Source organism: Microterricola viridarii, assembly GCF_001542775.1.
Lineage (GTDB): Bacteria > Actinomycetota > Actinomycetes > Actinomycetales > Microbacteriaceae > Microterricola > Microterricola viridarii_A.
The window spans coordinates 2,515,357-2,536,319 of sequence record NZ_CP014145.1; the positions used below are offsets into that span (position 1 = coordinate 2,515,357).

Here is a 20,963-nt window from a genome sequence, read left to right on the forward strand (position 1 = left end):
CGCCCCTTGCGCTTGCATATAAAGGGAGCACAATGGCGATTATGGACGCAACTTCGGCACGCAGCTACACTGCGAAACTCATTGATGGGCCGCTCGAGGGCAAGACCATCAGCACCTCGTTCCTCACCTCCGGTGACCCGCAACCGTTGCTGGCCATTCCCGCGGAATCCGGCGGCAAGCGCTTCTCTTACGCCCGAACCGCGGGGCTCGAATTCGCCGGCGAGTCCAGCGAGCTCCCGACAGCCGTGGAGTACCGGTACCGGGAGACCCTGTTCGATTGAGCCGCCGCTCTGCTGAGCAGCTCAGGGTGTGCCCGGCGGCCCCGCCCGCGCGGCGGCACTCACCACGAACACCCACCAGGCAACTCCGACCTCCACGCGGGCGACCGCGCCTGTCAGCTCACACGCTGACAGCTCGCCCCCGTTCGCGCGTGCCGCGGCGGCCGCGAGCACGCACGGCTCGCCGGGGAACGCGCCCGAGGCGACATCCGCTGCGGCGAGCGCCGCGGCATCGGCCGCGTTGGCCGCGCGCTGACTGGCCAAGAAGGCGCCCGTGATCGGGATCAGCGTCACGGTCAGCGCCAGGATCGCCCCGATCATGCCGACGGCGAGCACGGCCGCCGCGCCGCGCTCGCCGCTCGCCCGGGTCACAGCCCGCCGGCCAGCGCGCACGACGAGGCCGTCATCCGCACCCCGAAGCCGCCGAGCCCGAACGCCGTCTGGCTGCTCAGATCGGCACACACGAATTCGCCCCGGGTAGCCAGGCCGAGCGCCGCGCCGGGAACCGCGCGGGCCACCAGCGCCCGCACCCGGGCAGCGTCGTCGCCGCGGCCGGCCGCCCGGGCGGCATCTGCCGCCGCATCGCTCAGCCGCAGCTGCTGGCCGACCAGGTTCACGGCGCCCAGACAGAGGGCAAGAACCAGGAACAGTGCGGGCATCACCACGGCGAACTCGGCGGTGACGCTGCCCCGGCTGCCGGCGAGGCGACGGCCCGGCTGGCTAGCCCACGGTGAGCGCATTGCGCACTAGCTCGGTGAGGATGCCGCGCACCTCGTCTCCCCGCAGGATCAGCACGAGCAGGCCGGCGAAACCCACCGCCGCCATCGTGGCGACCGCGTACTCCGCGGTTGCAGCCCCGCGCTCCCCCGCCACCCTGCGCAACAGCCCCGCGCGGGTCGAGAGCGGGGGCGGCGTGAGTGGCGCGGGCGGCATCCGGTGCTGCGCGGCACGGGCGAGGACGAGGGCGCCGGGCGGGGACGCCGGGTGCGAGTCGTCACGGTACGGGGCGGCATGGCGGCCAGGAGTGCGGTCGAGCGTGTCAGTCATGAGTGTCTCCTTCCGCACCCGACGAATCGGGTGCTGCTCTGGGCCCGAGTACCTCCAGCCTGCGCGTCCGCGTCAGGCTGTGCCGGTGCGGCCAAGATCTGTGGAGAGGGCGTCAGAACATGCGGAGTGTGGAGGAGAGGACGGAGATCAGCAGCGGCATCACGCCGAGCAGCAGGAACGCGGGCAGCACGCACAGACCGAGCGGGATCATCAACGTGACGGCAAGCCGGGCCGCGCGCTGCTGACCGGCGCTGCGCGCACGCACGCGCACCAGCCCTGCCTCGCTGCGCAACAGCTCACCCGCCGGCACCCCCGCCCGCCGGGAGAGGGCGAGCACCTCGTCGATGACGGCGATGTCGGGGCCGGTCACCGCCGACAGGTAGCGTTCGGCCGCCGCTACGGCGAGCGCGCGAGCCCGCTCGGCCGACATCCCACCCGCCATCGCGATGGCCGTGAGCTCCACGGCCAGGCCGGTGTCACCGCCCGCCCGGGAGGCCCGCCGCACCAGCGCGCCGCTCCAGCGAGCTCCCGCGAACATGAGTCCGGCACCGAGCGCGAGGCAGACCAGCCCCGGGAGGGTGAAGACAAGTGTGCGCACGGTGTCGAAGCCGAGGAGGGCGCCGAACAGCACGGCGACGAGGGGCATCGCCCCGACCAGGCGCGCGGTGGAACGGGGCCCGGCGAGGGCGACCGCCAGCTCCCGCTCGAGCTGGGCCTGGGCACGAAAGGCCCCCGCCAGCTCGCGCAGGGTCGCCGCCAACGGGGCTCCGGCCTCGCCGGCCACAAACCACGCGGCGGCCAGCGCCAGCCAGGCCTGCTCTGAGCGCGTCCCGCCCGGGGCGCGCCCTGCCCCCTCCCCCGCCGCACCGTCGGGTTGCGTTGCCACTGCGCCCCGAATAGCCTCCGGAATGTTCCCGCCGCGCGCCCCGGCTTGCGCGGCAGACCGCAACACCGCCCCGGTCAAGGCCGTCATCCGTTCGGTCTCGGATGTCGCACGCGACGCGAGACGGGCGGGCAGCCGGAGGCGCGCACCCCACCACTCGGGGGTGCCCGCCGAGGCTCGCGCAGGGTGCTCGGCGAGGTAGCGCCAGGCCGCGTGCGGGGCGACCCCGGCCGCCAGTAGCACGGCGAGCCGTTGCGTCACTGCGGCCACGGCCTCGATCGGGGGCTCCGGGGTGCTCACGGCTGCCCTTTCACTCGGCTGGTTGCGGTTCAGGCTGCACGCGCAGCCGCCCACCGGGATCGAGCACGAAGTGCCCGAGCGCCGCGAGCCGGCGCACCCCGCCGCGCTGCTCCAGATGCAGCACCAGGCCGATGGCGCTCACCGTCTGACGGGCCACCGCCTCCGCGCTCATCCCCGCGAGCGAACCGAGCGCCTCCAGCCGTGCCGGCACGTCGGTGAGCGAGTTGGCGTGCAAGGTTCCGGCGCCGCCGTCGTGGCCGGTGTTGAGTGCGGCGAGCAGCTCGCGGATCTCGGCTCCCCGGCACTCGCCAACGACGAGCCGGTCGGGGCGCATCCGCAGCGCCTCCCTCAGCAATGCGTCGAGCCCCAGCCGGCCGGCGCCCTCCAGGTTGGCCTGCCGGGCCTCCATGCCGACCACGTGCGGGTGGCGGATGCGGAGCTCGGCGACGTCCTCAATCGTCACGATGCGCTCGCCGGCCCGTGCCTCGGCGAGCAGCGCCGCGAGCAGGGTGGTCTTGCCGCTGCCGGCCGCACCGGTCACCAGGATGTTCTCCCGCCCCGCGACAGCACGGCGCAAGCGCTCCCCCAGCGCGGTCCCGGCCTGCTCGGTGGCTCCCTGCTCGGTGGCTCCTTGTTTGGTGACGCCGTGCGCAGTGGCCCCGGTGGCGGCGTCGCCGAACATGCCGGCGCGCTCCAGCTCGGCGAGGGTGAAACCCGCGGCCTGCGGCAGGCGCACAGAGAGCAGGGTGCCGGTGCTCGAGACGGGCGGGAGTACCGCGTGCACCCGGATGCCATCGCCGAGGCGCACGTCGACGCACGGGGTGGCCTCGTCGACATGGCGGCCGCCGAGGGCGATCAGGTGCACGGCGAGCGCGCGCACCTCCGCCTCGTCGAGGTGCCAGCCGGCGACGCGTTGTGCGCCGCCGCCCCGATCCACCCAGAGCCCGGCGTCGCCGTTCACGAACAGGTCGGTGACGGCGGGATCCTCGGCATGGGCGGCCAGTGCTCCCAGCACGGCCGTGTTCCGGGGGTGGGCGGGGGTCTCACTTGGCGCAGCTCGCCTCGGCTCCACCACCGGCACGCTGCTTTCGGCACCGTGCCGATCAGAACCCTGCCGAACAGAACCGTGCCGAACAGCACTCTGCCGAACAGAACCGTGCCGATCAAAACCCTGCATGTCAGCCCCCTGCAGATAAGAGGGGGCGGCGATGAAGGGCTCGGCTGCGAAGGGAACGTCCACGTCGCGAGGCTACGGCGGTGGCGGTGCGGCGGCGGCGAGCGTCCCGGCGCTGTGCACAGCCGGCATCCGCGGCCCGATTGTGAGCAAGAGGTGTTGCCCGCACGCGAAAAAGAAGGCCGGAAGTTAAAAAAAGGGGGCGGCACCTATTGGGGGGAACAGGTGCCGCCTCAGCAGTGCCGGATTGGGGGGAATCATGGGCACTGCGGTCACTACTTGCGCAGGACGTAACTCAGTGTACGCGTCCGGGGTGAATTTGCAACACGAATGGGTGCCCCAGAACATGCGGCACGAGCCCTCGATTCGCTGAGGCGGAGGCAGTGCCCCGGATTTCCGCCCGAGCCGGCCCCAATACCACGATCGGGCCGCGCGAAAATCCACAGAAAAATGTCTTCGACACGCCCGGGTCTGAAGCGATGACCGCCCGTTTCAGCACCGGATTGCCAACGCTGAACGCTCCGGCCGACTCGCGAACGTGCATGCCCCATCGAGAAGTGTAGTGTCGCACCGAGCGACAACTACGCGCGGAGAATCTAGCGGAACGGCTGATTCACCGGAACTGACATATCCACCCGGCCCTGGAGCCGGAACGCAAAGGAGCGGGACTCACCAATGAGCGTCCAGATCGACACCAGCCTCGAAGAAATCCGCCGATTCCGGCCGAGCCCCGAGTTCGCGGCCCAGTCCGTGGCGACCGAATCGCTGTACACCGACGCCAAGGCCGATCGTCTCGGCTTCTGGGCCACTCAGGCACGTGAGCTCCTGCACTGGAACAAGCCGTTCACGCAGACGCTCGACTGGAGCAACCCGCCCTTCGCGAAATGGTTCGACGATGGCGAGCTCAACGTCGCCTACAACTGCCTTGACCGCCACGTCGAGGCCGGCAACGGCGACCGCATCGCCCTGCACTTCGAGGGCGAGCCCGGCGACAGCCGCTCCTACAGCTACGCCGAACTCACCGCAGAGGTGAAGAAGGCAGCCAACCTGCTCACCGCCCTCGGCGTGCGCTCCGGCGACCGTGTCGCCATCTACCTGCCGATGATCCCCGAGGCCGTCATCTCGATGCTGGCCGTCGCCCGCCTCGGCGCCGTGCACTCGGTCGTGTTCGGCGGATTCAGCGCCGACAGCCTGCGCGCCCGCATCGACGATGCCGAGGCGAAGGTCGTCATCACGGCCGACGGCGGATGGCGCAAGGGCAAGGTGTTCCCGCTGAAGAACGCCGTCGACACCGCACTCGAAGACGGCCAGAGCAGCGTCAACCACGTACTCGTCGTCAAGCGCGGCGGCAACGAAGTGCAGTGGACGGAGGGACGCGACCTCTGGTGGCACGACGAGATCGCCGCCGTCGACGCCGACCACGTGGCCAAGCCGTTCCCGGCCGAGCACCCGCTTTTCGTGCTCTACACCTCCGGCACCACCGGCAAGCCCAAGGGCATCCTGCACACCAGCGGTGGCTACCTCACCCAGGCCGCGTTCACCCACAAGAACGTGTTCGACCTGCACCCGGAGCGCGACGTCTACTGGTGCACCGCCGACATCGGCTGGATCACCGGCCACAGCTACGTCGTCTACGGCCCCCTGGCCAACGGCGCCACCCAGGTGATCTACGAGGGCACCCCTGACACCCCGCATCAGGGCCGCTGGTGGGAGATCATCGACAAGTACAAGGTCACGATCCTCTACACCGCACCGACCGCCATCCGCACCTTCATGAAGCTCGGCCGGCAGATCCCGCAGTCGTTCAGCCTGCGCTCGTTGCGCCTGCTCGGCTCGGTCGGTGAGCCGATCAACCCCGAGGCCTGGATCTGGTACCGCCACGTCATCGGCGGCGGCTCGATCCCGGTCGTGGACACCTGGTGGCAGACCGAGACCGGCGCCATCATGATCTCGGCACTGCCCGGCCTGACCGACCTGAAGCCCGGCGCGGCGCAGGTCGCGATCCCCGGCATCGAGATCGAGGTTCTGGATGACGACGGCAACAAGCTCGAGGAGGGCGGCGGCCTGCTCGTCATCAACGAGCCGTGGCCGGCCATGCTGCGCGGCATCTGGGGCGACCCCGAGCGCTTCAAGGAGACCTACTGGGACAAGTTCCAGGGCAAGTACTTCGCCGGCGACGGCGCCCGCCTCGACGAGGACGGCGACATCTGGCTGCTCGGCCGGGTCGATGACGTGATGAACGTCTCGGGCCACCGCCTCTCCACCGCCGAGATCGAGTCCTCGCTCGTCGCCCACCCGCTCACCGCCGAGGCGGCCGTCGTCGGAGCCGCCGACGAGACGACCGGCCAGGCCGTCGTCGCGTTCGTGATCCTGAAAAACAGCCACGAGCACGACATCGCCGACCCGGACGAGATCGCGGCGCTGCTTCGCGCTCACGTGGCCCAGCAGATCGGCGCGATCGCCCGGCCGCGCGAGGTGTTCATCGTCAACGAGCTGCCGAAGACGCGTTCGGGCAAGATCATGCGCCGCCTGCTGCGCGACGTCGCGGAGGGCCGCGAGATCGGCGACACCACGACGCTCGCCGACACCGCGGTGATGCAGATCATCACCTCGAAGGTGCGCTGAACCAACAACTGATGAGGGGCGGATGTCGGCGTGTGCTGCCTCCGCCCCTTTCTGTGCCCGCTACGCTCACGGTAAAACGTCCCGGTGCGCGAGGGTGCGCGCTGGTGCGCACCGGAGAACCCGGATCCGTGAGAGGACCCTCATGCCCGAGCCCCGAAACGCCGTCAGCGCCCGCCGCTGGTTAGCGTTGGCCGTTTCCGTCGCGACGATGACGGTCGGGGCGGCCGCGCCGCTCGCCTTCGCGGAGCCGGCGGAGACCCCACCCGGCATCGAGATCGCCATCACGGGAACCCTCGCCGTTGTCGTCTCCGAGCTGCCGGATGCCGGGGCACCCACCGTGCTCCTGGAGGCGCCCGGCGGCGCCGTTCTCGAGCTGCAGGGCGTCGACCCCGCCGAGGTGAGAACCGGCGACCAGTTCAGCGGCGTCGTCACGGTTGATGCGGACCTCGGCGCGGCACTCGACGACCTCGCGGAGCAGGTGCCGGATGGCGAGCCTGAGGCGACATCCGACGACCCGAGCAGCACAGATCCGGGCGGAATCGACCTGGATAGCACCGATCCGATCAACGCCGACTCCGCGCTCGGCCAGGCCCTGCTCGCGCAGAGCATGGCCGCGGAACTGCCGGTCGAGGCCGTGAGCAGCGAGGTCACGCCCGCCGCCGATGCGCCCGCGGCGGCCGCACGCGAACAGGCAACCGCCGGTGTCGTTCCGGCCCGCGCCCACACCGTCGACATCGCCATCGTTGGCCAGAGCGTCGGGGCCACTGCCTACTTCACCGATGCCCAGGTTAACGCCCTCGTCGCCGAGTTGAGCGCCTACTGGGCGAGCCAGTCCGGGGGCGCGATCCCGCAGATCACGCGCTCGACGCCGATCCGGCGCATCGCCGTCGGCAACCCCTGCGATGCCAAGGGCGTGTGGGCCGCCGCCGCGAACGCGTTCGGGCAGCCCCAGCCGTTCCAGTATTACGGGAGCGGCCAGGCCCGGCACCTGGTCACGATCGCCACGCCCACTCCGGGCGACGGATGTGAGGCAGGCAGCGGGCTCGGCAGCGTCGGCGTCGGCGTGCATACCGGCGGACTCAGCTGGAACGCGGTCGCCGGCCCCGATGCCGCGTCGATCGTCGGCCACGAGCTCGGCCACAACTTCGGGCTCGGCCACTCCAACCTGCACAGTTGCGCGGGCAACACCATCGTCGAGGGCATCCCCAACGGCAGCGGCGTCTACAGCAACGGCTGCCTCGACGAAGAGTACGCCGACTACTACGACATCATGTCCGGAGGCCTCAGCTACTGCGCTGACCGCTGCTACACGACCGACAAGATCACCGCGCTGAACGTCGCGCACAAGTCCAGCCTCGGTTTTCTGAATGCGGCGTCATTGGCCAATCTGTCGCTGCCGTCATCCGAGTTATCGGCGGCCCACACCGTCACCCTGCGCGCGGCCTCCGACACGTCGGGCCTGCGCGGCATCCGCCTGGTTAACCCCCAAGACGGCGGGGTCTACTTCGTCGAGTTCCGCAACGGCGCCGGGCTCGATGCCGGAGGCCTTTACACGACCCCCGTCGGCGGCGGATCCGGCGTACGCGTGCTGCGACTGGCAGACGGGAACGCGCCCAGCTCGCGCGTGCTCTCCCCGCTGCCGGCGGCCGGCGGCACGCGCAACCAGCTGTTGGACAGCGGAGAGACGTTCACCACGGCCAATCGTGGTGTGTCCGTCTCGATCGCCAGTGCCTCTGCGTCTGCGGTCACGCTCAACGTGAAGCTGAACAAGGCCGACTCCTTCAGTTCGGTCGGCGATCCGCGCCTCTCGGCCACGACGGCACGCTTCGGAACGGCCCTGACGGTGACCCCTGGCGCCGCGAGCCCGGCCGCGACCGGCACGACTTACCAGTGGCGGCGCAACGGCTCCGCGATCGCCGGGGCGACGAGCGCGTCATACAAGCCGACACTGGGCGACATCGGCGCGAAGCTCTCCGCGACGGTCACACTCACTCGCGCCGGCTACGTCCCCTCGGCGCGCACGACGCCGGAGACCAGTGCCGTCACCGGCCCCGCGATGCAGCGCGTCTCCGGGGCCGACCGCTACGCCACCGCTGTCGCGCTCTCGAAGCTCGGCTACCCCGACACCGCCCCCGTGGTCTACGTCGCTACTGGGGCGAACTTCCCCGACGCACTGGCCGCCGCGCCTGCGGCTGCCACGCAGGGCGGCCCCCTGCTGCTGGCCGCGACGTGGGGGCTGCCAGACCCGGTCAAGGACGAGATCCGCCGCCTCAAGCCGGCCCGAATCGTCGTGGTCGGTTCCTCCGCCGTCGTTAGCGACACCGTGATGGCGCAGTTGAAGGCGCTGCAGAAGAACACGGTGCGACTGGCCGGGGCCGACCGCTATGCGACCGCACAGGCGATCATCGACGACGCGTTCCCCGGCACGGTGGGCGAGGGCTGGCTGGCGACCGGGGCGAACTTCCCCGATGCCCTCTCCGCGGCGGCCGTGGCGGGCAGCCGCGGAGTGCCGGTGCTCCTCCTGGACGGGTCGCGGCCGACCGTGGACCGCAGAACCGCTGCGCTGCTGGACCGGTTGCGCCCGGCGAAGCTCGCCATCGCGGGCAGCGCGGGCGTTGTCAGCTCCGGCATCGAGGCGGCGCTGAAGAAGAGCTACGCGGTGACGCGCCAGGCCGGGGCAGACAGGTACACGACCAGCCAGGCCCTGAACGCGACGACGTTCGCCAACCCGAAGGTCGTCTACCTCGCGACCGGCACCGGGTTCGCCGACGCCCTGGCCGGCGCGGCCATCGCCGGGACGACGGCCGGGCCGCTCTACGTGATCCCGGGCCACTGCGTGCCGGGAGCGGTCGTCGACAAGATCGCGGCGTGGGGAACCACCCGGGTGGTCATCATCGGTGGCCCGAGCGTGCTGAGCCCCGCCGTCGAGACGCTCACACGCTGCTGAGCGGGGCCGCTAGAACGCGAGAGGGGCGGATGCCGGCACAGCCGGCATCCGCCCCTCCATGTGTGTGGCTTTAGGCGAACGAGACGATCAGCTCGACCTCGACGGGCGCATCCAGCGGAAGCACCGCAACGCCGACGGCAGAGCGTGCGTGAACGCCGATGTCGCCGAAGACCTCGCCGAGCAGCTCGCTGGCGCCGTTGATGACGCCGGGCTGGCCAGAGAACGACGGGTCGGATGCCACGAAGCCGACGACCTTGACAATGCGGGTCACCCGGTCGAGCGAGCCGATCTGGGCGCGGATCGCGGCCAGCGCGTTCAGCGCGGCGAGACGGGCGTACTCCTTGGCGTCGGCGGCGGGAACCAGGCCGTGGCCGTCACCCACCTTGCCCGTTGCGGGCAGCGCTCCGGCGACGAACGGCAGCTGACCGGAGGTGAAGACGAGGTCGCCGTGCTGCACGGCCGGGATGTATGCCGCGACGGGCGGGGCGACATCCGGAAGCACGAGGCCGAGCTCGGCCAGTCTGGTCTCGATCTGTGACATGCGATGGCTCCTTAGTTGTTGTTCTCGAACGCCGCGGAGCGGCGAGTTAGTTGTAGTTCTCGAACGCCGCGGCAGCGGCGAGCTAGTTGTTGTTGTCGAACGCCGCGGCGGCGACGCTGGCTGCGGCGGCACCGGCCGCAGCAGCGGCAGAGGTCTCGCCACCGACGGGGCGCTTGAGGTACGCGACGAGGCCGCCTTCGGGGCCGGTGACGACCTGCACCAACTCCCACCCCTCCGAGCCCCAATTGTTGAGGATCGCGGCCGTGTTGTGGATCATGAGCGGCGTCGTGATGTATTCCCAGCGAAGCATTGCAAGCCTTTCAAACAGCGTGAATTCAAGGGTTTCCGGCCGCTCGCGCGTGTTACACGCGAGCCGGCTACGGAGGTTTGTCAGCTTTTCGCCTTAGGCTCCACTATATGTCTGAGCAAAACGTACAGCTGGCGGCGCCCTCGGGGGCTTCCTCGGCTTCGTGGGAATGAGCGCCGTCGCCGGTGTCCTCGTTGCCGCCGCAGTGACCCCCGCCATCGCACTCACCGGCGTTGCCGCCAACGGCACCATCGACATGTTCGAGAACCTTCCCGGCTACCTGGAGATCACCGATCTCGCCGAGAGCTCCAACATCTACGTGACGCACGCCGACCAGAGCGTGCAGAAGATCGCAACTTTCTACGACCAGAACCGCCAGTCCGTCAAGTGGGACCAGGTCGCGCAGACCGTCAAGGACGCCGCGATCGCCGGTGAAGACCCCCGGTTCTATGAGCACGGCGGCGTCGACCTGCGCGGAACCGTTGCAGCGACGGTCGGGTACCTCATGCCCGGTGGCTCGGTGCGCGGTGGCTCGTCCATCACGCAGCAGTACGTGAAGAACGTGCTCATCGAGACGAACATGAGCAAGGCGACGACCGAGGAAGACAAGCAGGCCGCCTACGAGGAGGCCACCGCTGAGTCTCCCGACCGCAAGCTCAAGGAGATGCGTTACGCGATCACCTTGGAGAAGACGTATTCCAAGGACGAGATCCTTCTCGGCTACCTGAACATCGCCCTCTTCGGCGGCCGTGTCTACGGCATCCAGGCCGCAGCCGAGTACTACTTCGGAGTGAGCGCGGCAGACCTCTCGATCGAGCAGGCCGCCGCCCTGATCGCAATCGTCAACAACCCCGACAACCTGCGGCTTGACCGGCCGGACAGCGAGGAGAACGGCGCGGCCAACGGCTACGCGAGAACCCTCGACAGGCGCAACTACATCATCAAGGCCATGCTCGAACACGGCAAGATCACGCAGGAGCAGTTCGACGTCTCCTACAACTCGCCGATCACGCCGAACATTGTGCAGCCGAGCACCGGATGCCAGACGGCCGGCGGTTCCGCCTACTTCTGTGACTACGTCACCAAGATCATCGAGAACGACCCCGCTTTCGGTGCCACGGAGGACGACCGCATGGCCCTCCTGCGCGAGGGTGGCCTGGAGATCTACACCACACTCGACATGGACCTGCAGAACGCGGCCGAGGCGGCCGTCGCTCAGTACGTGCCCTTCTCGTCCGATCAGATGGACGTCGGCGGTGTCATCGTCAGCGTGCAGCCAGGCACCGGCAAGGTGCTCGCCATGGCGCAGAACAAGATCTACAGCCAGGACGGCGAGGTTCTCGCGGCCAACCCCGACCACTCGGCCATCAACTACAACACCGACAAGGCGTACGGCGGGTCCAGCGGATTCCAGCCGGGCTCGACCTACAAGGTCTTCACCGTCGGCGAGTGGCTGAAGGAGGGCCACTCGCTCAACGAGAGCATCGATGGCCGCAAGCGCAGTGACTGGGGCACCTTCCGGGACAGCTGCGCACCGGGCGGCACTGACAGTTTCCCCGGCTACGCCCCTGGCAATGACGAGGGCGGCAACGGCGGCACCTACACCGCGCTCAGCGCGACAACGAGTTCCGTCAACACCGGCTTCATCGCGATGGCCAAGCAGCTGGACCTCTGCGGAATCAAGAGCACCGCCGAGGCATTCGGTGTGCACCGTGCCAACGGCGAAGAGTTGGGCCACAGCGCAGGAACGGTCCTCGGCACCGAGGAGATCGCGCCGCTGACGATGGCGAGCGCCTTTGCGGGCATCGCGGCCAACGGCATGGTCTGCAAGCCCAACGCCATCGCGAGCATCACCCACCGCGACGGCAGCGCCGTCAAGCTCAAGGACGGCTCTGAGCTGCAGATCCCGAACGGCGACTGCGCGCAGACCGTCGCGCCGGAGGTTGCTTCCGGCATGGCCTACGCCATGCAGAAGGTCATGAGCAGCGGAACCGGTCAGTCCTCGAGCTGGCGCATCGACAACCAGGTTCCGATGATCGGTAAGACCGGTACGACCGACGAGAATGAGGCCACCTGGATGAGCGGCGCGACCACCAAGGTCGCCACCGTCGCCGGCGTCTTCAACGCCTCCGGCCACGTCAACCTGCGCCGCACCTACTTCAATGACATCCAGGCCGCCGTGCTCCGCCACTCGATGTGGCCCGCGGTGATGAACGTCGCCATCAACAAGTTCGGCGGAGATGCCTTTGCCGAGCCGCCGAGCTCCGCGTTGAAGACGGTCTACGCCGCGGTCCCCGATGTGCGTGGCAAGAGCCTCGACGAGGCGAAGCGACTCATTGAGGGTGCCGGTTTCGGGTTCTCCGACGGCGGCCCGGTTGACTCCGAGCTGCCAGCCGGCCAGGTCTCCGGCACCGATCCCGCCGGTGAGGCCGCAAAGGGCTCGGTCGTGACCGTGTTCACCAGCAACGGCCAGATGGTCCTGCTGCCGAACGTTGTCGGCAAGAGCTTCGACGAGGCCCGCAACGCCCTCGGCGGGTTCGCCGTGGAGAAGAAAGAACAGAAGGTCACCGACAAAAAGCAGGACGGCAAGGTCATCTCCAGTGACCCGGGCGCAGGCAACCCGGTCAAGTCGGGCCAGACAGTGACCCTGACGGTCGGCAAGTTCGAAGACAAGGGCAACCCCGACACCGGAAACGGCGCCGAGCAGGGCAACGGATAGTGCCCTCCGGAGCATCCGCACGATCCGCTGCGGTGGCCACCTCGGTGGTCGCCGCAGCGGGCCTCGCCGCCCTCGCCTGGGGCACCCTGATCGAACGCAAGCGCTACACCCTGCGTGAAGTCACCGTTCCGGTACTGCCCACCGGGGCCGCCCCGCTGAAGGTGCTGCACCTCTCCGACCTGCACATGGCGCCCTGGCAGCGCGACAAGCAGGACTGGGTGCGCAGCCTGGCCGACCTGCAGCCAGACCTCATCGTCGACACCGGCGACAACCTGGGCCACCCAGACGGCGTAACCGGAATCGCCAGAGCGTTCGAGCGCTTCCGCGGCATCCCCGGAGTGCACGTCAACGGCTCCAACGACTACTTCGGCCCGAGCCCGAAGAACCCTCTGCTCTACTTCGGCGGTCCCTCCCGTGCGCCCCGCACGGCCGCAAGGCTCGATATCGACGCACTGCACCGGGTGTTCGACGAACTCGGCTGGATCGACCTGAACAACGCAGCGGCCGCGCTCGACATCCGTGGGACCCATTTCGAGTTCTTCGGCGTCGACGACCCGCACCGCAACTTCGACCGCCTCGAGCTGATCGCCGGCGCCATCGACGAGATGCGCGCCAATGACCCCCTGTTCGACGAGCAGTGGCCAGACGGAGAGGATGCCGCGGCGTTGCGCCCAACGGTCACCGTCGGCGTGCTGCACGCGCCCTACCAACGCGTTCTCAACTCCTTCGTCAACCACGGTGCCCAGCTGATCCTCGCCGGGCACACACACGGCGGCCAGGTCTGCGTTCCGGGCTTCGGCGCGCTGGTGACCAACTGCGACATCCCGCGAGACAAGGTGAAGGGCTTGAGCCTCTGGCAGCACGGCCTGCGCACCGCGTTTCTCAATGTTTCCGCGGGTCTGGGCACGTCGATCTACGCCCCGGTGCGCTTCGCCTGCCCGCCGGAGGCCACGCTCATCACCCTCGTCGCCGCCCCTGATCGGGCAGTGGTCAGAGCACCCAGAAAAATCGGGTATTCTTATTGAGGTCGTTAGCGACTATGACTTTCGGGTCATCGGGGTATGGCGCAGCTTGGTAGCGCGCGTCGTTCGGGACGACGAGGTCGCAGGTTCAAATCCTGTTACCCCGACATACGGGCAGTTCTCAAAACTGCTTGCAAAACTGCAATAACGGAATCGCTCCTGATGAGAATCAGGAGCGATTTTCTGTTTCCGGCGTGCTTTTGTGCGTTCCGGAGCTCTGCCTAGTCTTCTGAGCCTTTTCGGCGGGCGATTTCGCGCCGGATAACGACTTCCAGGCGCACCTCCCCTCCGATGCGCTGGAGGGGTACACCGCCTCTGAGTTGCCAGCGCGGCCGTGCGCGCCGCGCCAGTACACGGTTCTGCGAAAGAGCAGTCCGCGATCTCGGGCGAGCAGCTCACGTTGCTCGGCTGCAGAACGGACGGCAAGGGTGGAGTCGTCGACATCAGCTTCGTAGGCCGCATCGAGGCCGATCCGGCGGTCGTCATCGGATGCGGTGACGCGCTGCGCACTGCGTGCCGCTCCCGCGATCCGAATCGCCGCGCTCATCCGGCGTGTTGGGTGTGTTTCCGCCGATAGGATCGGGTTCTCTTTGCGGTGACGATGCTGTCGGTCTCCGTCTCCTCTCCAGACAGGGAAACAACGTGCGTCTTCGCCCCATCGCCATCACCGCCGTTGCTGCGCTCGCTTTGACGCTCGGTTGGCCGAGTGCTGCATTCGCCGCAGCGCCCACAGTGAGCTTCTTCACGATCGACAACACACCCCTGACCGCAAGCATTTCAATGGGGGCCCTGACGCTCAAAGCCGACGATACTTCGGCCGTCACGATCACTTTCTCCGAACCCGTCGTGGGCTTCAACAACGCCGACCTCGCCATTGAAAACGGCACGCTGTCAGTCCTGAGCTCCTCCGACGACATGATGTGGATGGCCACCTTCGCTCCCGCGAACAACGTCGAAGCCCCTACCAACGTCATCTCGTTCAACCTGGCCGGAGTCACTGACTATTTCGGAAACCCCGGCGTCGGCTGGACGAGCATTTCCTACGCCATCGACACTAAGCGCCCGACGGCCACCATTGAGTTGGACAAGAGCCTGCTCGGGATCGGTGAAACCACCACGGCGACGATTACCTTCTCCGAAGAAGTTGTCGGCTTCACCGCGGCAGACCTCATCGTCGCCGGCGGAACCCCGTCGGGCCTGACCCAGACCGCCGACCCCGTCATGTGGACGTTCACGCTCACGCCGACGGCGGGCTTCAACGGTAGCGGCTCTATTGGGCTGGCACCCGGCAGTTTCACGGACGGATTCGGTAATTCCGGTTCTGGCGCCGCTGCGACCTTCACGACCGACAGCACTCGCCCGACCGCAAGTATCTCAATGTCGGACAGCGAGCTCACCGCCGGTGAGACCTCGACTGTCACGATCATTTTCTCCGAGGCCGTCACCCACTTCGACAATTCCGACCTGTCGATTGCAAACGGCACGCTGTCCGACGTGGCGTCCGGGGACGGCGGCATGACCTGGACGGCCACCTTCACCCCGACCGGCGGGATTTCTGACCCGACCAACCTCATCGTGCTCAACCTCACCGGCGTGAGGGACCTCGCCGGAAACTTCGGTGCTGGCGTTAAATCCTCTCCGAACTACACGATCGACACGATGCGCCCGACGGCTACCATCTCGGTCGCACCGAGTGCGCTTGCGGTCGGCCTGACAGCCACGGTCACGGTCACCTTCTCCGAGGCCGTCACCGGCTTCGACAACGCCGACCTGACCATTGAGAACGGCGCACTGTCCGCCGTTGCGTCTTCCGACGGAGGCGTGACCTGGACGGCCACGTTCACCCCGACGGCCAATGTTTCTGACAGGACCAATGTCATCACGCTCGCCCTCACCGCAGTCACCAACGCTTCCGGGAACACCGGCGTCGGCACGATGAGCTCGAACAACTACGCGATCGACACGGCGCGTCCGACGGCGACGATTGTCGTGGCAGACAGCGCGCTCGGAATCGGCGAGACCTCCACGGTGACAATTGCGTTCTCCGAAGCTGTAACCGGCTTCGACGTATCACAACTCTCCGTGGCCAACGGCACGCTGAGCAATCTGACCACGAGTGATGGCATCACTTGGATTGCCACCCTCACGCCGACGGCGGGCATCGACGACAACACCAACCTGATCATGTTGGACCTCGGCGGCCTCATGGATGCGTTCGGCAATGTCGGCAGCAGCATCGGCATCTCGAACAACTACAGGATTGACCACCTCCGGCCGACCGCAACTATCGACCTGGCGAAGAAGGCGCTCACCGCCGGTGAGACCTCGCCCGTCACGGTCACCTTCTCCGAGGCCGTCGTCGGCTTCGACAACGCCGACCTGACCATTGAGAACGGCGCACTGTCCGCTGTGGCGTCCTCCGACGGAGGCGTGACCTGGACGGCCACGTTCACCCCGGCGACCGATGTCTCTGACTCGACCAACGTCATCACACTCGACCTTGCCGGCGTGCGCGATGTGGCCGGCAATCCCGGTGTCGGCGGGGAGACATCCGTGAACTACGCGGTCGACACCGTGCGTCCGACGGCGAGTATTGTCGTGTCCGATTCATCGCTCACCGCCGGTGAGACCTCGCGCGTGACCGTCACCTTCTCCGAGGCCGTCGTCGACTTCGACAACGCCGACCTGACCGTTGAGAACGGCGCACTGTCCGCCGTGGCGTCCTCCGACGGAGGCGTGACCTGGACGGCCACGTTCACCCCGGCGACCGATGTCTCTGACTCGACCAACGTCATCACACTCGGCCTTGCCGGCGTGCGCGATGTGGCCGGCAACGCCGGTGTCGGCTCGGCGGTCTCTAACTCGTACTCCGTGGCCGCAGCGCCGCTGGCACTCGTCGTCACGGTGTCGGACACCACGCTGGGCGCGGGGGAGACTTCCCTCGTCACATTCCGCTTCTCGCGAGCGGTCGTCGGATTCTCGAATGCCAACGTAACCGTGACCGATGGCGCGCTGTCGCCCGTGACATCCGCCGACGGAGGCGTGACCTTCACCGCCACGTTCACTCCCGCCCAGAACACCCGCAGCACGGGCAATGTGATCTCAGTGAACCTGGCCGGGGTGACTGATGCTTTCGGCGCAAGCGCCGGCGGCGCGGTTGTCGTGTCCAACTCCTTCGCGGTCGCCACGGCACCCGTCCCCGAAAAGACCCCGACGCCGGAAGAGACGCCAGCTGCCCCTACCGAGACGTCGGGGCTCGCCTCAACGGGAACCGACGCCAGCGGTGTCCTGGCTGCCGGGGCTCTGCTTGTGCTTCTCGGCGCCGCGGTCTCTGTTGCTCGCCGACGCGCCACACGCGCCTGAGAAGGATAGAGTCGGCGCCAGAGGCGCAGCTTGCCGTAGACATCGCAGCTCAACGGCGGCCTCACTGTGTTGGATCTGCCCTCACTACGATGCGGCGCTGGAGTGGACCGCGAAGATGACTGCAGCACCGTCCGCTGAAGAGCGAATCAGGGCTTCGGCCCTCGTCCTCTTTTTGTTTGCCTGGTTCTGCTGAGCCCGGCGAGCACCCGGATGCGCGCGCGATATATTCGGAGTGTGCGTTCAACGGGGGTAAGACGGGGCTTGTTTGCGGCCTATCTGGTCGCGCTGGCGCTGATTGTCTTCACGCCGGGGTCGGACGCAGAACGGGTGACCGGGATTCTGGCGTCCGTGGCCCATGCGGTCGAAGCGTGGGGCGTGCCTTTCGAACTGGGCTACGGCGTGCTCGAGTTCGGCGCGAACATTGTGTTGTTCGTGCCGTTCGGGCTGTTGCTGGGGATGAACGCGCCGCTCTGGCATCCGTGGCTCGTCGTCGCGACCGGCCTCGCCACGAGCTGCCTGATCGAGTTCGTGCAGCTGGGGCTGCCCAGCCGCTTCTCGACGGCCTCCGACTTGCTCGCCAACACATTGGGCACGGTGTTGGGCGTCGCGCTGCTCGCGCTCTGGCGGCAGGCAGCTGCCCGCCGCCCCTAGGCTGCTTTAGGCCGCGGCGAGGCCGCGCTCAAGCAGGCCCTCGACGACGACGACAGTGTCGCGCCATCCGTGCACGGCGAAGCACTCGACGCCCATTGCCTTCACCGGGTAGTCGTTGCCGCCCTCATCGAGGCGGTCGCCGACGAAGAGCATCTCGTCGAGAGCGATCCCCGTCGCCTCGACCAGCTTGCGCATGCCGTAGGCCTTGTCGACTCCGCGCTTGGTGATGTCGATGGAGGTGGAGCCGCCGGAGCGCACCTCGAGGTCGAGCAGTTCCAGGGCCACAGCGTCGCGCAGCGCACCCTTCTTGACACCGTCGGTGTCCCAGGCTGCCTTCGCGTCAACGGGAGCCTTCTGGCCGAGCGCCGAGAACGTGATCTGCGAGCCGCGGTCCTCGAGGATCGGGCCCCAGGTCTCCAGCTCCCAGTAGCCGAGCGCCTTCGCGTTGCGCTCGACCGACTCCAGCGCGCGCGCCTTCTCGTCGTCGCTCAACACCTCGGCGTAGCGCTGCGCCCACGCACCCTGCTCGAAGCGCAGGTACTGGGTGCCGCAGGTCGGCATCAGGTGCAGGCGTGAGAGGAGCGCCTCGTCGTCGATGTCGAGCACCTCCAGCACCTGATTCTGGAACTGCGTGTAGTTACCGCCGGAGATGATGCACACCTCGGCGACCTCGAGCAGGCGCAGCAGGACGGCGGCCATTTCGGGGTCGAGCGGCGACTTCGATGCCGCCAGGGTGTCGTCAAGGTCAAAGGCTACGAGCTTAGTAGTCATGGTTCTTCTAGTTTAGCGGCGCGGCCACCCGGCGCCGGCGTTGGCCGGCCGGGCCGCTAGCGCACGCGCCCGTCGCGGCCGACGATGAGGATCCGTGCGGCACCGTCCAGCGGCGCGATCATGATCGAGGCCAGCTCGGGGCGCCCCGGGGGCTGCAGCCGCGCCGTGAGGGCGCCGACCTGGAGGCCGTGCAGCTCATTCTCGATCAGCGCGGCGACCGCTGACGGATCCCCGTTCATGCCCGAGTCGTCGAGCAGCGTCACCTCGACCCCACGCTCCCTGGCCTTCCTGGCGGCCGCCAGCACGGGAGGCGAGGCCAGCGCTCGCCCGCGCACGACGTCGCGCAACGACGCCTCAATGAGCAGGCAGTCGCGCCTCTCGCTCTCGCTCATCGGCAGACCGCTGGCGACCCGCTCCATCACCGGCCGTGCCATCTCATCGAGGCGCGTGAGCTGGGCGATGCGCTCCTCGTCCGAAGCGAGGGCGGTGGCGGCAGCGGCCGCATCGACCACGCCACGCCGGTTGATCGTTGTGATGCGCCTCGCCGTGCTCAGCAGCCCGAAATACACCGCTGTGCCGACGACGAGTGTGGCGGCGTGCCGCACGGTGAGGTCCAACCCGGCGACGATCCCCAGACCGGAGGCGCTGGCCCACACCAGTGTGCCGACCGCCATGCCCAGAAATCCGGCCCAGCCCACGACGACCCGGCCGCGCAGGATGAGCATGAACAGCACGGTGGTGACGGCCCCGAGGTGCCAGGTCACGTACAACGGCGCCCCGAGCGACAGCGGCTGCACGCTCTGCGCCGTCACGGTGACGGTGCAGAGTGCGAGGATGCCGGCACACCACGCCGCCGGGAACGGGTCGGCCGCCGGCTGCATCACCCACACCGCCGCGATGGCCAGCGGCACGAAGGCGATCAGGGATGCCCCGATGGGGTTCGAGTCGCCGGCGAGCGCCAACACCGCCTGTGCGACGAGGAACAGCACGAGAATGACGGGGGCGTGCACCCCGTGCAGCATCAGCAGGTTGGAGACGTCGACGGAGTTGCGGGCAGCGCGCTTGCGTCGCGACGCGGCCGCGCGGACGCCGAACGGGCCGCCGGGCAGGCTGTGCCCGGCCCTCATCGGCGCACCCAACCCAGCGTGACCAGAGTTCCCTGGCCGGGCTGGGAGTCGACAACTGCGTAGCCGCCCGCAAGCTCGTCCATCCGCGCGCGGATGCTGCGGGCGAGCCCCATGCGCTCCGGCCGCACCCGTGCCGGCTCGAAGCCGACACCGTCGTCGCGGATGCCGACCGCGATGACGTCCTCCTGCACCCACAGCTCGATCCGGCGCGCGACCGTGCGTGGCTGCTGGCGCCCCCCTGCGTGCTCAAGGGAGTTCCGGAGCGCTTCGCCGCCGGCGGCAACCATCGCCTCGACGGCTCCGGCCGGCAGCGTGAGCACGGCGGAATCCACCCCCTCGTCGAGTTCGACGGCGAACGGGGTCGCATTCTGTTCGGCGAGCCGGCGCAACCCCACGATCAACTGGGCAACGGGCACGACGCCTGCGGCGCGCACTCCCGCGGCGATGCGTTCCAGCTGGGCCAGCGTGTCTGCGGCCTGCCGCACATGATCGCCGTCCACCTGCTCGGCGCGGCCCACCATCAGCAGCGTCGAGATGACGCCGTCGTGGATGAGCCCGTCGAACCGCGCACGCTCCGCCTCGCGGGCCAGACGCGCTGCATTGCGTGCTGCACCCAGCCGTTCGGCGGCCTGGAGCAGGTCTAGCCGCTCGGCGCTCTGCAGACCGACGAGCACGAGGCCCACGAAGACCGAGGCGAAGGATGTCGCGTACAACCCGGTCTGGATGGCCTCCAGCAGCGCTTCAGGACCCGAGTTCGACGTATACATGACCCAGACGGTGAGCAGCCCGATCACCCCGAGGTAGGCCCAGACGAGCGGCCCACGCATGACGAGGGCCACGCAGACGATCGGGAGCGCGGAGATTCCGAGCGGCCAGGGCATGCCCAGCGCCTCGTCATGCGCGTACCCGTGCAGGAGCGGCCATCCGGTCAGCACCGCGAGCATGGCGACTGCCTCGAGGGTGCAGAGTGCGATGAGCACGGGCAGCGGTGCCCAGCTCCCCCACAGCCCGATCACGATCGGCAGGCCGACGAGCACGACGAAGCTGAGGATGGCGTATGGCCCGAGGGTTCCCGCGTGTTGGTCCCTGAACGGCCCGACGGCGAGGACGCCGAAAACCAGCCCGGCGAGGCCGATTGCCCCGGCCGTCATCCGCATCAGGCGGAGTTGAGCCTGCCCCGGTCGGAGCCGCAGTCGTCCTCGGCGGAA

Annotated in this window: 18 protein-coding genes and 1 tRNA gene; 8 read left to right on the forward strand and 11 right to left on the reverse strand. The window is 68.5% G+C overall.

Going from position 1 to position 20,963, the window contains the following annotated elements:
* Window positions 1-41 precede the first annotated feature (41 nt).
* Entirely contained in the window at window positions 42-281 is a 240-nt protein-coding gene (locus AWU67_RS11525) for a hypothetical protein (RefSeq protein WP_067229089.1), read from the forward strand.
* Between the two features lie 21 nt (window positions 282-302).
* On the opposite strand, the gene AWU67_RS11530 is transcribed toward AWU67_RS11525, so the two are convergent.
* The 5 genes from AWU67_RS11530 to AWU67_RS11550 all read right to left on the reverse strand — a co-directional run bounded on the left by AWU67_RS11530 (window position 303) and on the right by AWU67_RS11550 (window position 3,523).
* Complete coding sequence (locus AWU67_RS11530) at window positions 303-650, reverse strand: Rv3654c family TadE-like protein (protein ID WP_234407229.1); 348 nt, start codon at window positions 648-650, stop codon at window positions 303-305.
* A complete protein-coding gene (locus AWU67_RS11535; protein WP_067229091.1) occupies window positions 647-1,018 on the reverse strand; it encodes a TadE family type IV pilus minor pilin in 372 nt (123 codons plus the stop codon). Before AWU67_RS11535 ends, AWU67_RS11530 begins: the two co-directional genes overlap by 4 nt.
* Window positions 999-1,325 (reverse strand): DUF4244 domain-containing protein, encoded by a 327-nt coding sequence (locus AWU67_RS18095; RefSeq protein WP_067229094.1) that lies wholly within the window; start codon window positions 1,323-1,325, stop codon window positions 999-1,001. The genes AWU67_RS11535 and AWU67_RS18095 overlap by 20 nt, the downstream gene beginning before the upstream one ends.
* A 112-nt stretch (window positions 1,326-1,437) precedes the next feature.
* On the reverse strand, window positions 1,438-2,508 hold the full coding sequence (locus tag AWU67_RS11545; RefSeq protein WP_067229097.1) for a type II secretion system F family protein: 1,071 nt from the start codon (window positions 2,506-2,508) through the stop codon (window positions 1,438-1,440).
* 10 nt (window positions 2,509-2,518) lie between these two features.
* Window positions 2,519-3,523 (reverse strand): CpaF family protein, encoded by a 1,005-nt coding sequence (locus AWU67_RS11550; protein WP_067229101.1) that lies wholly within the window; start codon window positions 3,521-3,523, stop codon window positions 2,519-2,521.
* An 834-nt stretch (window positions 3,524-4,357) separates the two neighbouring features.
* Here AWU67_RS11550 and acs point away from each other — a divergent pair.
* A complete protein-coding gene (gene acs, locus AWU67_RS11555; protein ID WP_067229105.1) occupies window positions 4,358-6,307 on the forward strand; it encodes an acetate--CoA ligase in 1,950 nt (649 codons plus the stop codon).
* 142 nt (window positions 6,308-6,449) lie between these two features.
* Complete coding sequence (locus tag AWU67_RS11560) at window positions 6,450-9,254, forward strand: cell wall-binding repeat-containing protein (RefSeq protein WP_129586702.1); 2,805 nt, start codon at window positions 6,450-6,452, stop codon at window positions 9,252-9,254.
* A gap of 70 nt (window positions 9,255-9,324) precedes the next feature.
* Here AWU67_RS11560 and AWU67_RS11565 read toward each other — a convergent pair whose 3' ends face one another.
* Window positions 9,325-9,795, reverse strand: a complete 471-nt coding sequence (locus tag AWU67_RS11565; protein ID WP_067229110.1) for a RidA family protein — start codon at window positions 9,793-9,795, stop codon at window positions 9,325-9,327.
* An 82-nt stretch (window positions 9,796-9,877) separates the two neighbouring features.
* Window positions 9,878-10,105, reverse strand: a complete 228-nt coding sequence (locus AWU67_RS11570) for a hypothetical protein (RefSeq protein ID WP_067229112.1) — start codon at window positions 10,103-10,105, stop codon at window positions 9,878-9,880.
* Between the two features lie 166 nt (window positions 10,106-10,271).
* Here AWU67_RS11570 and AWU67_RS11575 point away from each other — a divergent pair, with 166 nt between their 5' ends.
* The 3 genes from AWU67_RS11575 to AWU67_RS11585 all read left to right on the forward strand — a co-directional run bounded on the left by AWU67_RS11575 (window position 10,272) and on the right by AWU67_RS11585 (window position 13,950).
* A complete protein-coding gene (locus AWU67_RS11575) occupies window positions 10,272-12,821 on the forward strand; it encodes a transglycosylase domain-containing protein (RefSeq protein WP_067229115.1) in 2,550 nt (849 codons plus the stop codon).
* 32 nt (window positions 12,822-12,853) lie between these two features.
* Window positions 12,854-13,846, forward strand: coding sequence for a metallophosphoesterase (locus AWU67_RS11580; protein ID WP_234407230.1), 993 nt, complete (start codon window positions 12,854-12,856; stop codon window positions 13,844-13,846).
* A 30-nt stretch (window positions 13,847-13,876) separates the two neighbouring features.
* Window positions 13,877-13,950, forward strand: a tRNA-Pro gene (locus AWU67_RS11585).
* A gap of 62 nt (window positions 13,951-14,012) precedes the next feature.
* Here AWU67_RS11585 and AWU67_RS17205 read toward each other — a convergent pair.
* Complete coding sequence (locus tag AWU67_RS17205) at window positions 14,013-14,390, reverse strand: hypothetical protein (protein ID WP_129586703.1); 378 nt, start codon at window positions 14,388-14,390, stop codon at window positions 14,013-14,015.
* Window positions 14,391-14,485: 95 nt separating this feature from the next.
* Here AWU67_RS17205 and AWU67_RS11590 point away from each other — a divergent pair, with 95 nt between their 5' ends.
* Window positions 14,486-17,206 (forward strand): Ig-like domain-containing protein, encoded by a 2,721-nt coding sequence (locus tag AWU67_RS11590; RefSeq protein ID WP_067229120.1) that lies wholly within the window; start codon window positions 14,486-14,488, stop codon window positions 17,204-17,206.
* A gap of 261 nt (window positions 17,207-17,467) precedes the next feature.
* Window positions 17,468-17,857, forward strand: a complete 390-nt coding sequence (locus AWU67_RS11595; RefSeq protein WP_067229123.1) for a VanZ family protein — start codon at window positions 17,468-17,470, stop codon at window positions 17,855-17,857.
* A 6-nt stretch (window positions 17,858-17,863) separates the two neighbouring features.
* On the opposite strand, the gene AWU67_RS11600 is transcribed toward AWU67_RS11595, so the two are convergent.
* From AWU67_RS11600 to AWU67_RS11610, 3 genes are read right to left on the reverse strand one after another with little or no spacing between them, the layout of a single operon-like run.
* Window positions 17,864-18,628: an HAD-IIB family hydrolase gene (locus AWU67_RS11600; protein ID WP_067229126.1), complete on the reverse strand. Its 765-nt coding sequence runs from the start codon at window positions 18,626-18,628 to the stop codon at window positions 17,864-17,866.
* A 56-nt stretch (window positions 18,629-18,684) separates the two neighbouring features.
* Entirely contained in the window at window positions 18,685-19,755 is a 1,071-nt protein-coding gene (locus AWU67_RS11605; RefSeq protein WP_067229129.1) for a hypothetical protein, read from the reverse strand.
* Entirely contained in the window at window positions 19,752-20,906 is a 1,155-nt protein-coding gene (locus AWU67_RS11610; protein WP_067229132.1) for a sensor histidine kinase, read from the reverse strand. Before AWU67_RS11610 ends, AWU67_RS11605 begins: the two co-directional genes overlap by 4 nt.
* Window positions 20,907-20,963: the final 57 nt, after the last annotated feature.

What these genes read in the sequence shown, in the direction of transcription:
- AWU67_RS11525 (WP_067229089.1), top strand. Translation starts at nt 42, where the DNA reads ATGGACGCAACTTCGGCACGCAGCTACACTGCGAAACTCATTGATGGG.
- AWU67_RS11535 (WP_067229091.1), bottom strand. Translation starts at nt 1,018, where the DNA reads ATGCGCTCACCGTGGGCTAGCCAGCCGGGCCGTCGCCTCGCCGGCAGC.
- AWU67_RS18095 (WP_067229094.1), bottom strand. Translation starts at nt 1,325, where the DNA reads ATGACTGACACGCTCGACCGCACTCCTGGCCGCCATGCCGCCCCGTAC.
- acs (WP_067229105.1), top strand. Translation starts at nt 4,358, where the DNA reads ATGAGCGTCCAGATCGACACCAGCCTCGAAGAAATCCGCCGATTCCGG.
- AWU67_RS11560 (WP_129586702.1), top strand. Translation starts at nt 6,450, where the DNA reads ATGCCCGAGCCCCGAAACGCCGTCAGCGCCCGCCGCTGGTTAGCGTTG.
- AWU67_RS11565 (WP_067229110.1), bottom strand. Translation starts at nt 9,795, where the DNA reads ATGTCACAGATCGAGACCAGACTGGCCGAGCTCGGCCTCGTGCTTCCG.
- AWU67_RS11570 (WP_067229112.1), bottom strand. Translation starts at nt 10,105, where the DNA reads ATGCTTCGCTGGGAATACATCACGACGCCGCTCATGATCCACAACACG.
- AWU67_RS11575 (WP_067229115.1), top strand. Translation starts at nt 10,272, where the DNA reads ATGAGCGCCGTCGCCGGTGTCCTCGTTGCCGCCGCAGTGACCCCCGCC.
- AWU67_RS17205 (WP_129586703.1), bottom strand. Translation starts at nt 14,390, where the DNA reads ATGAGCGCGGCGATTCGGATCGCGGGAGCGGCACGCAGTGCGCAGCGC.
- AWU67_RS11600 (WP_067229126.1), bottom strand. Translation starts at nt 18,628, where the DNA reads ATGACTACTAAGCTCGTAGCCTTTGACCTTGACGACACCCTGGCGGCA.
- AWU67_RS11605 (WP_067229129.1), bottom strand. Translation starts at nt 19,755, where the DNA reads ATGAGGGCCGGGCACAGCCTGCCCGGCGGCCCGTTCGGCGTCCGCGCG.
- AWU67_RS11610 (WP_067229132.1), bottom strand. Translation starts at nt 20,906, where the DNA reads ATGACGGCCGGGGCAATCGGCCTCGCCGGGCTGGTTTTCGGCGTCCTC.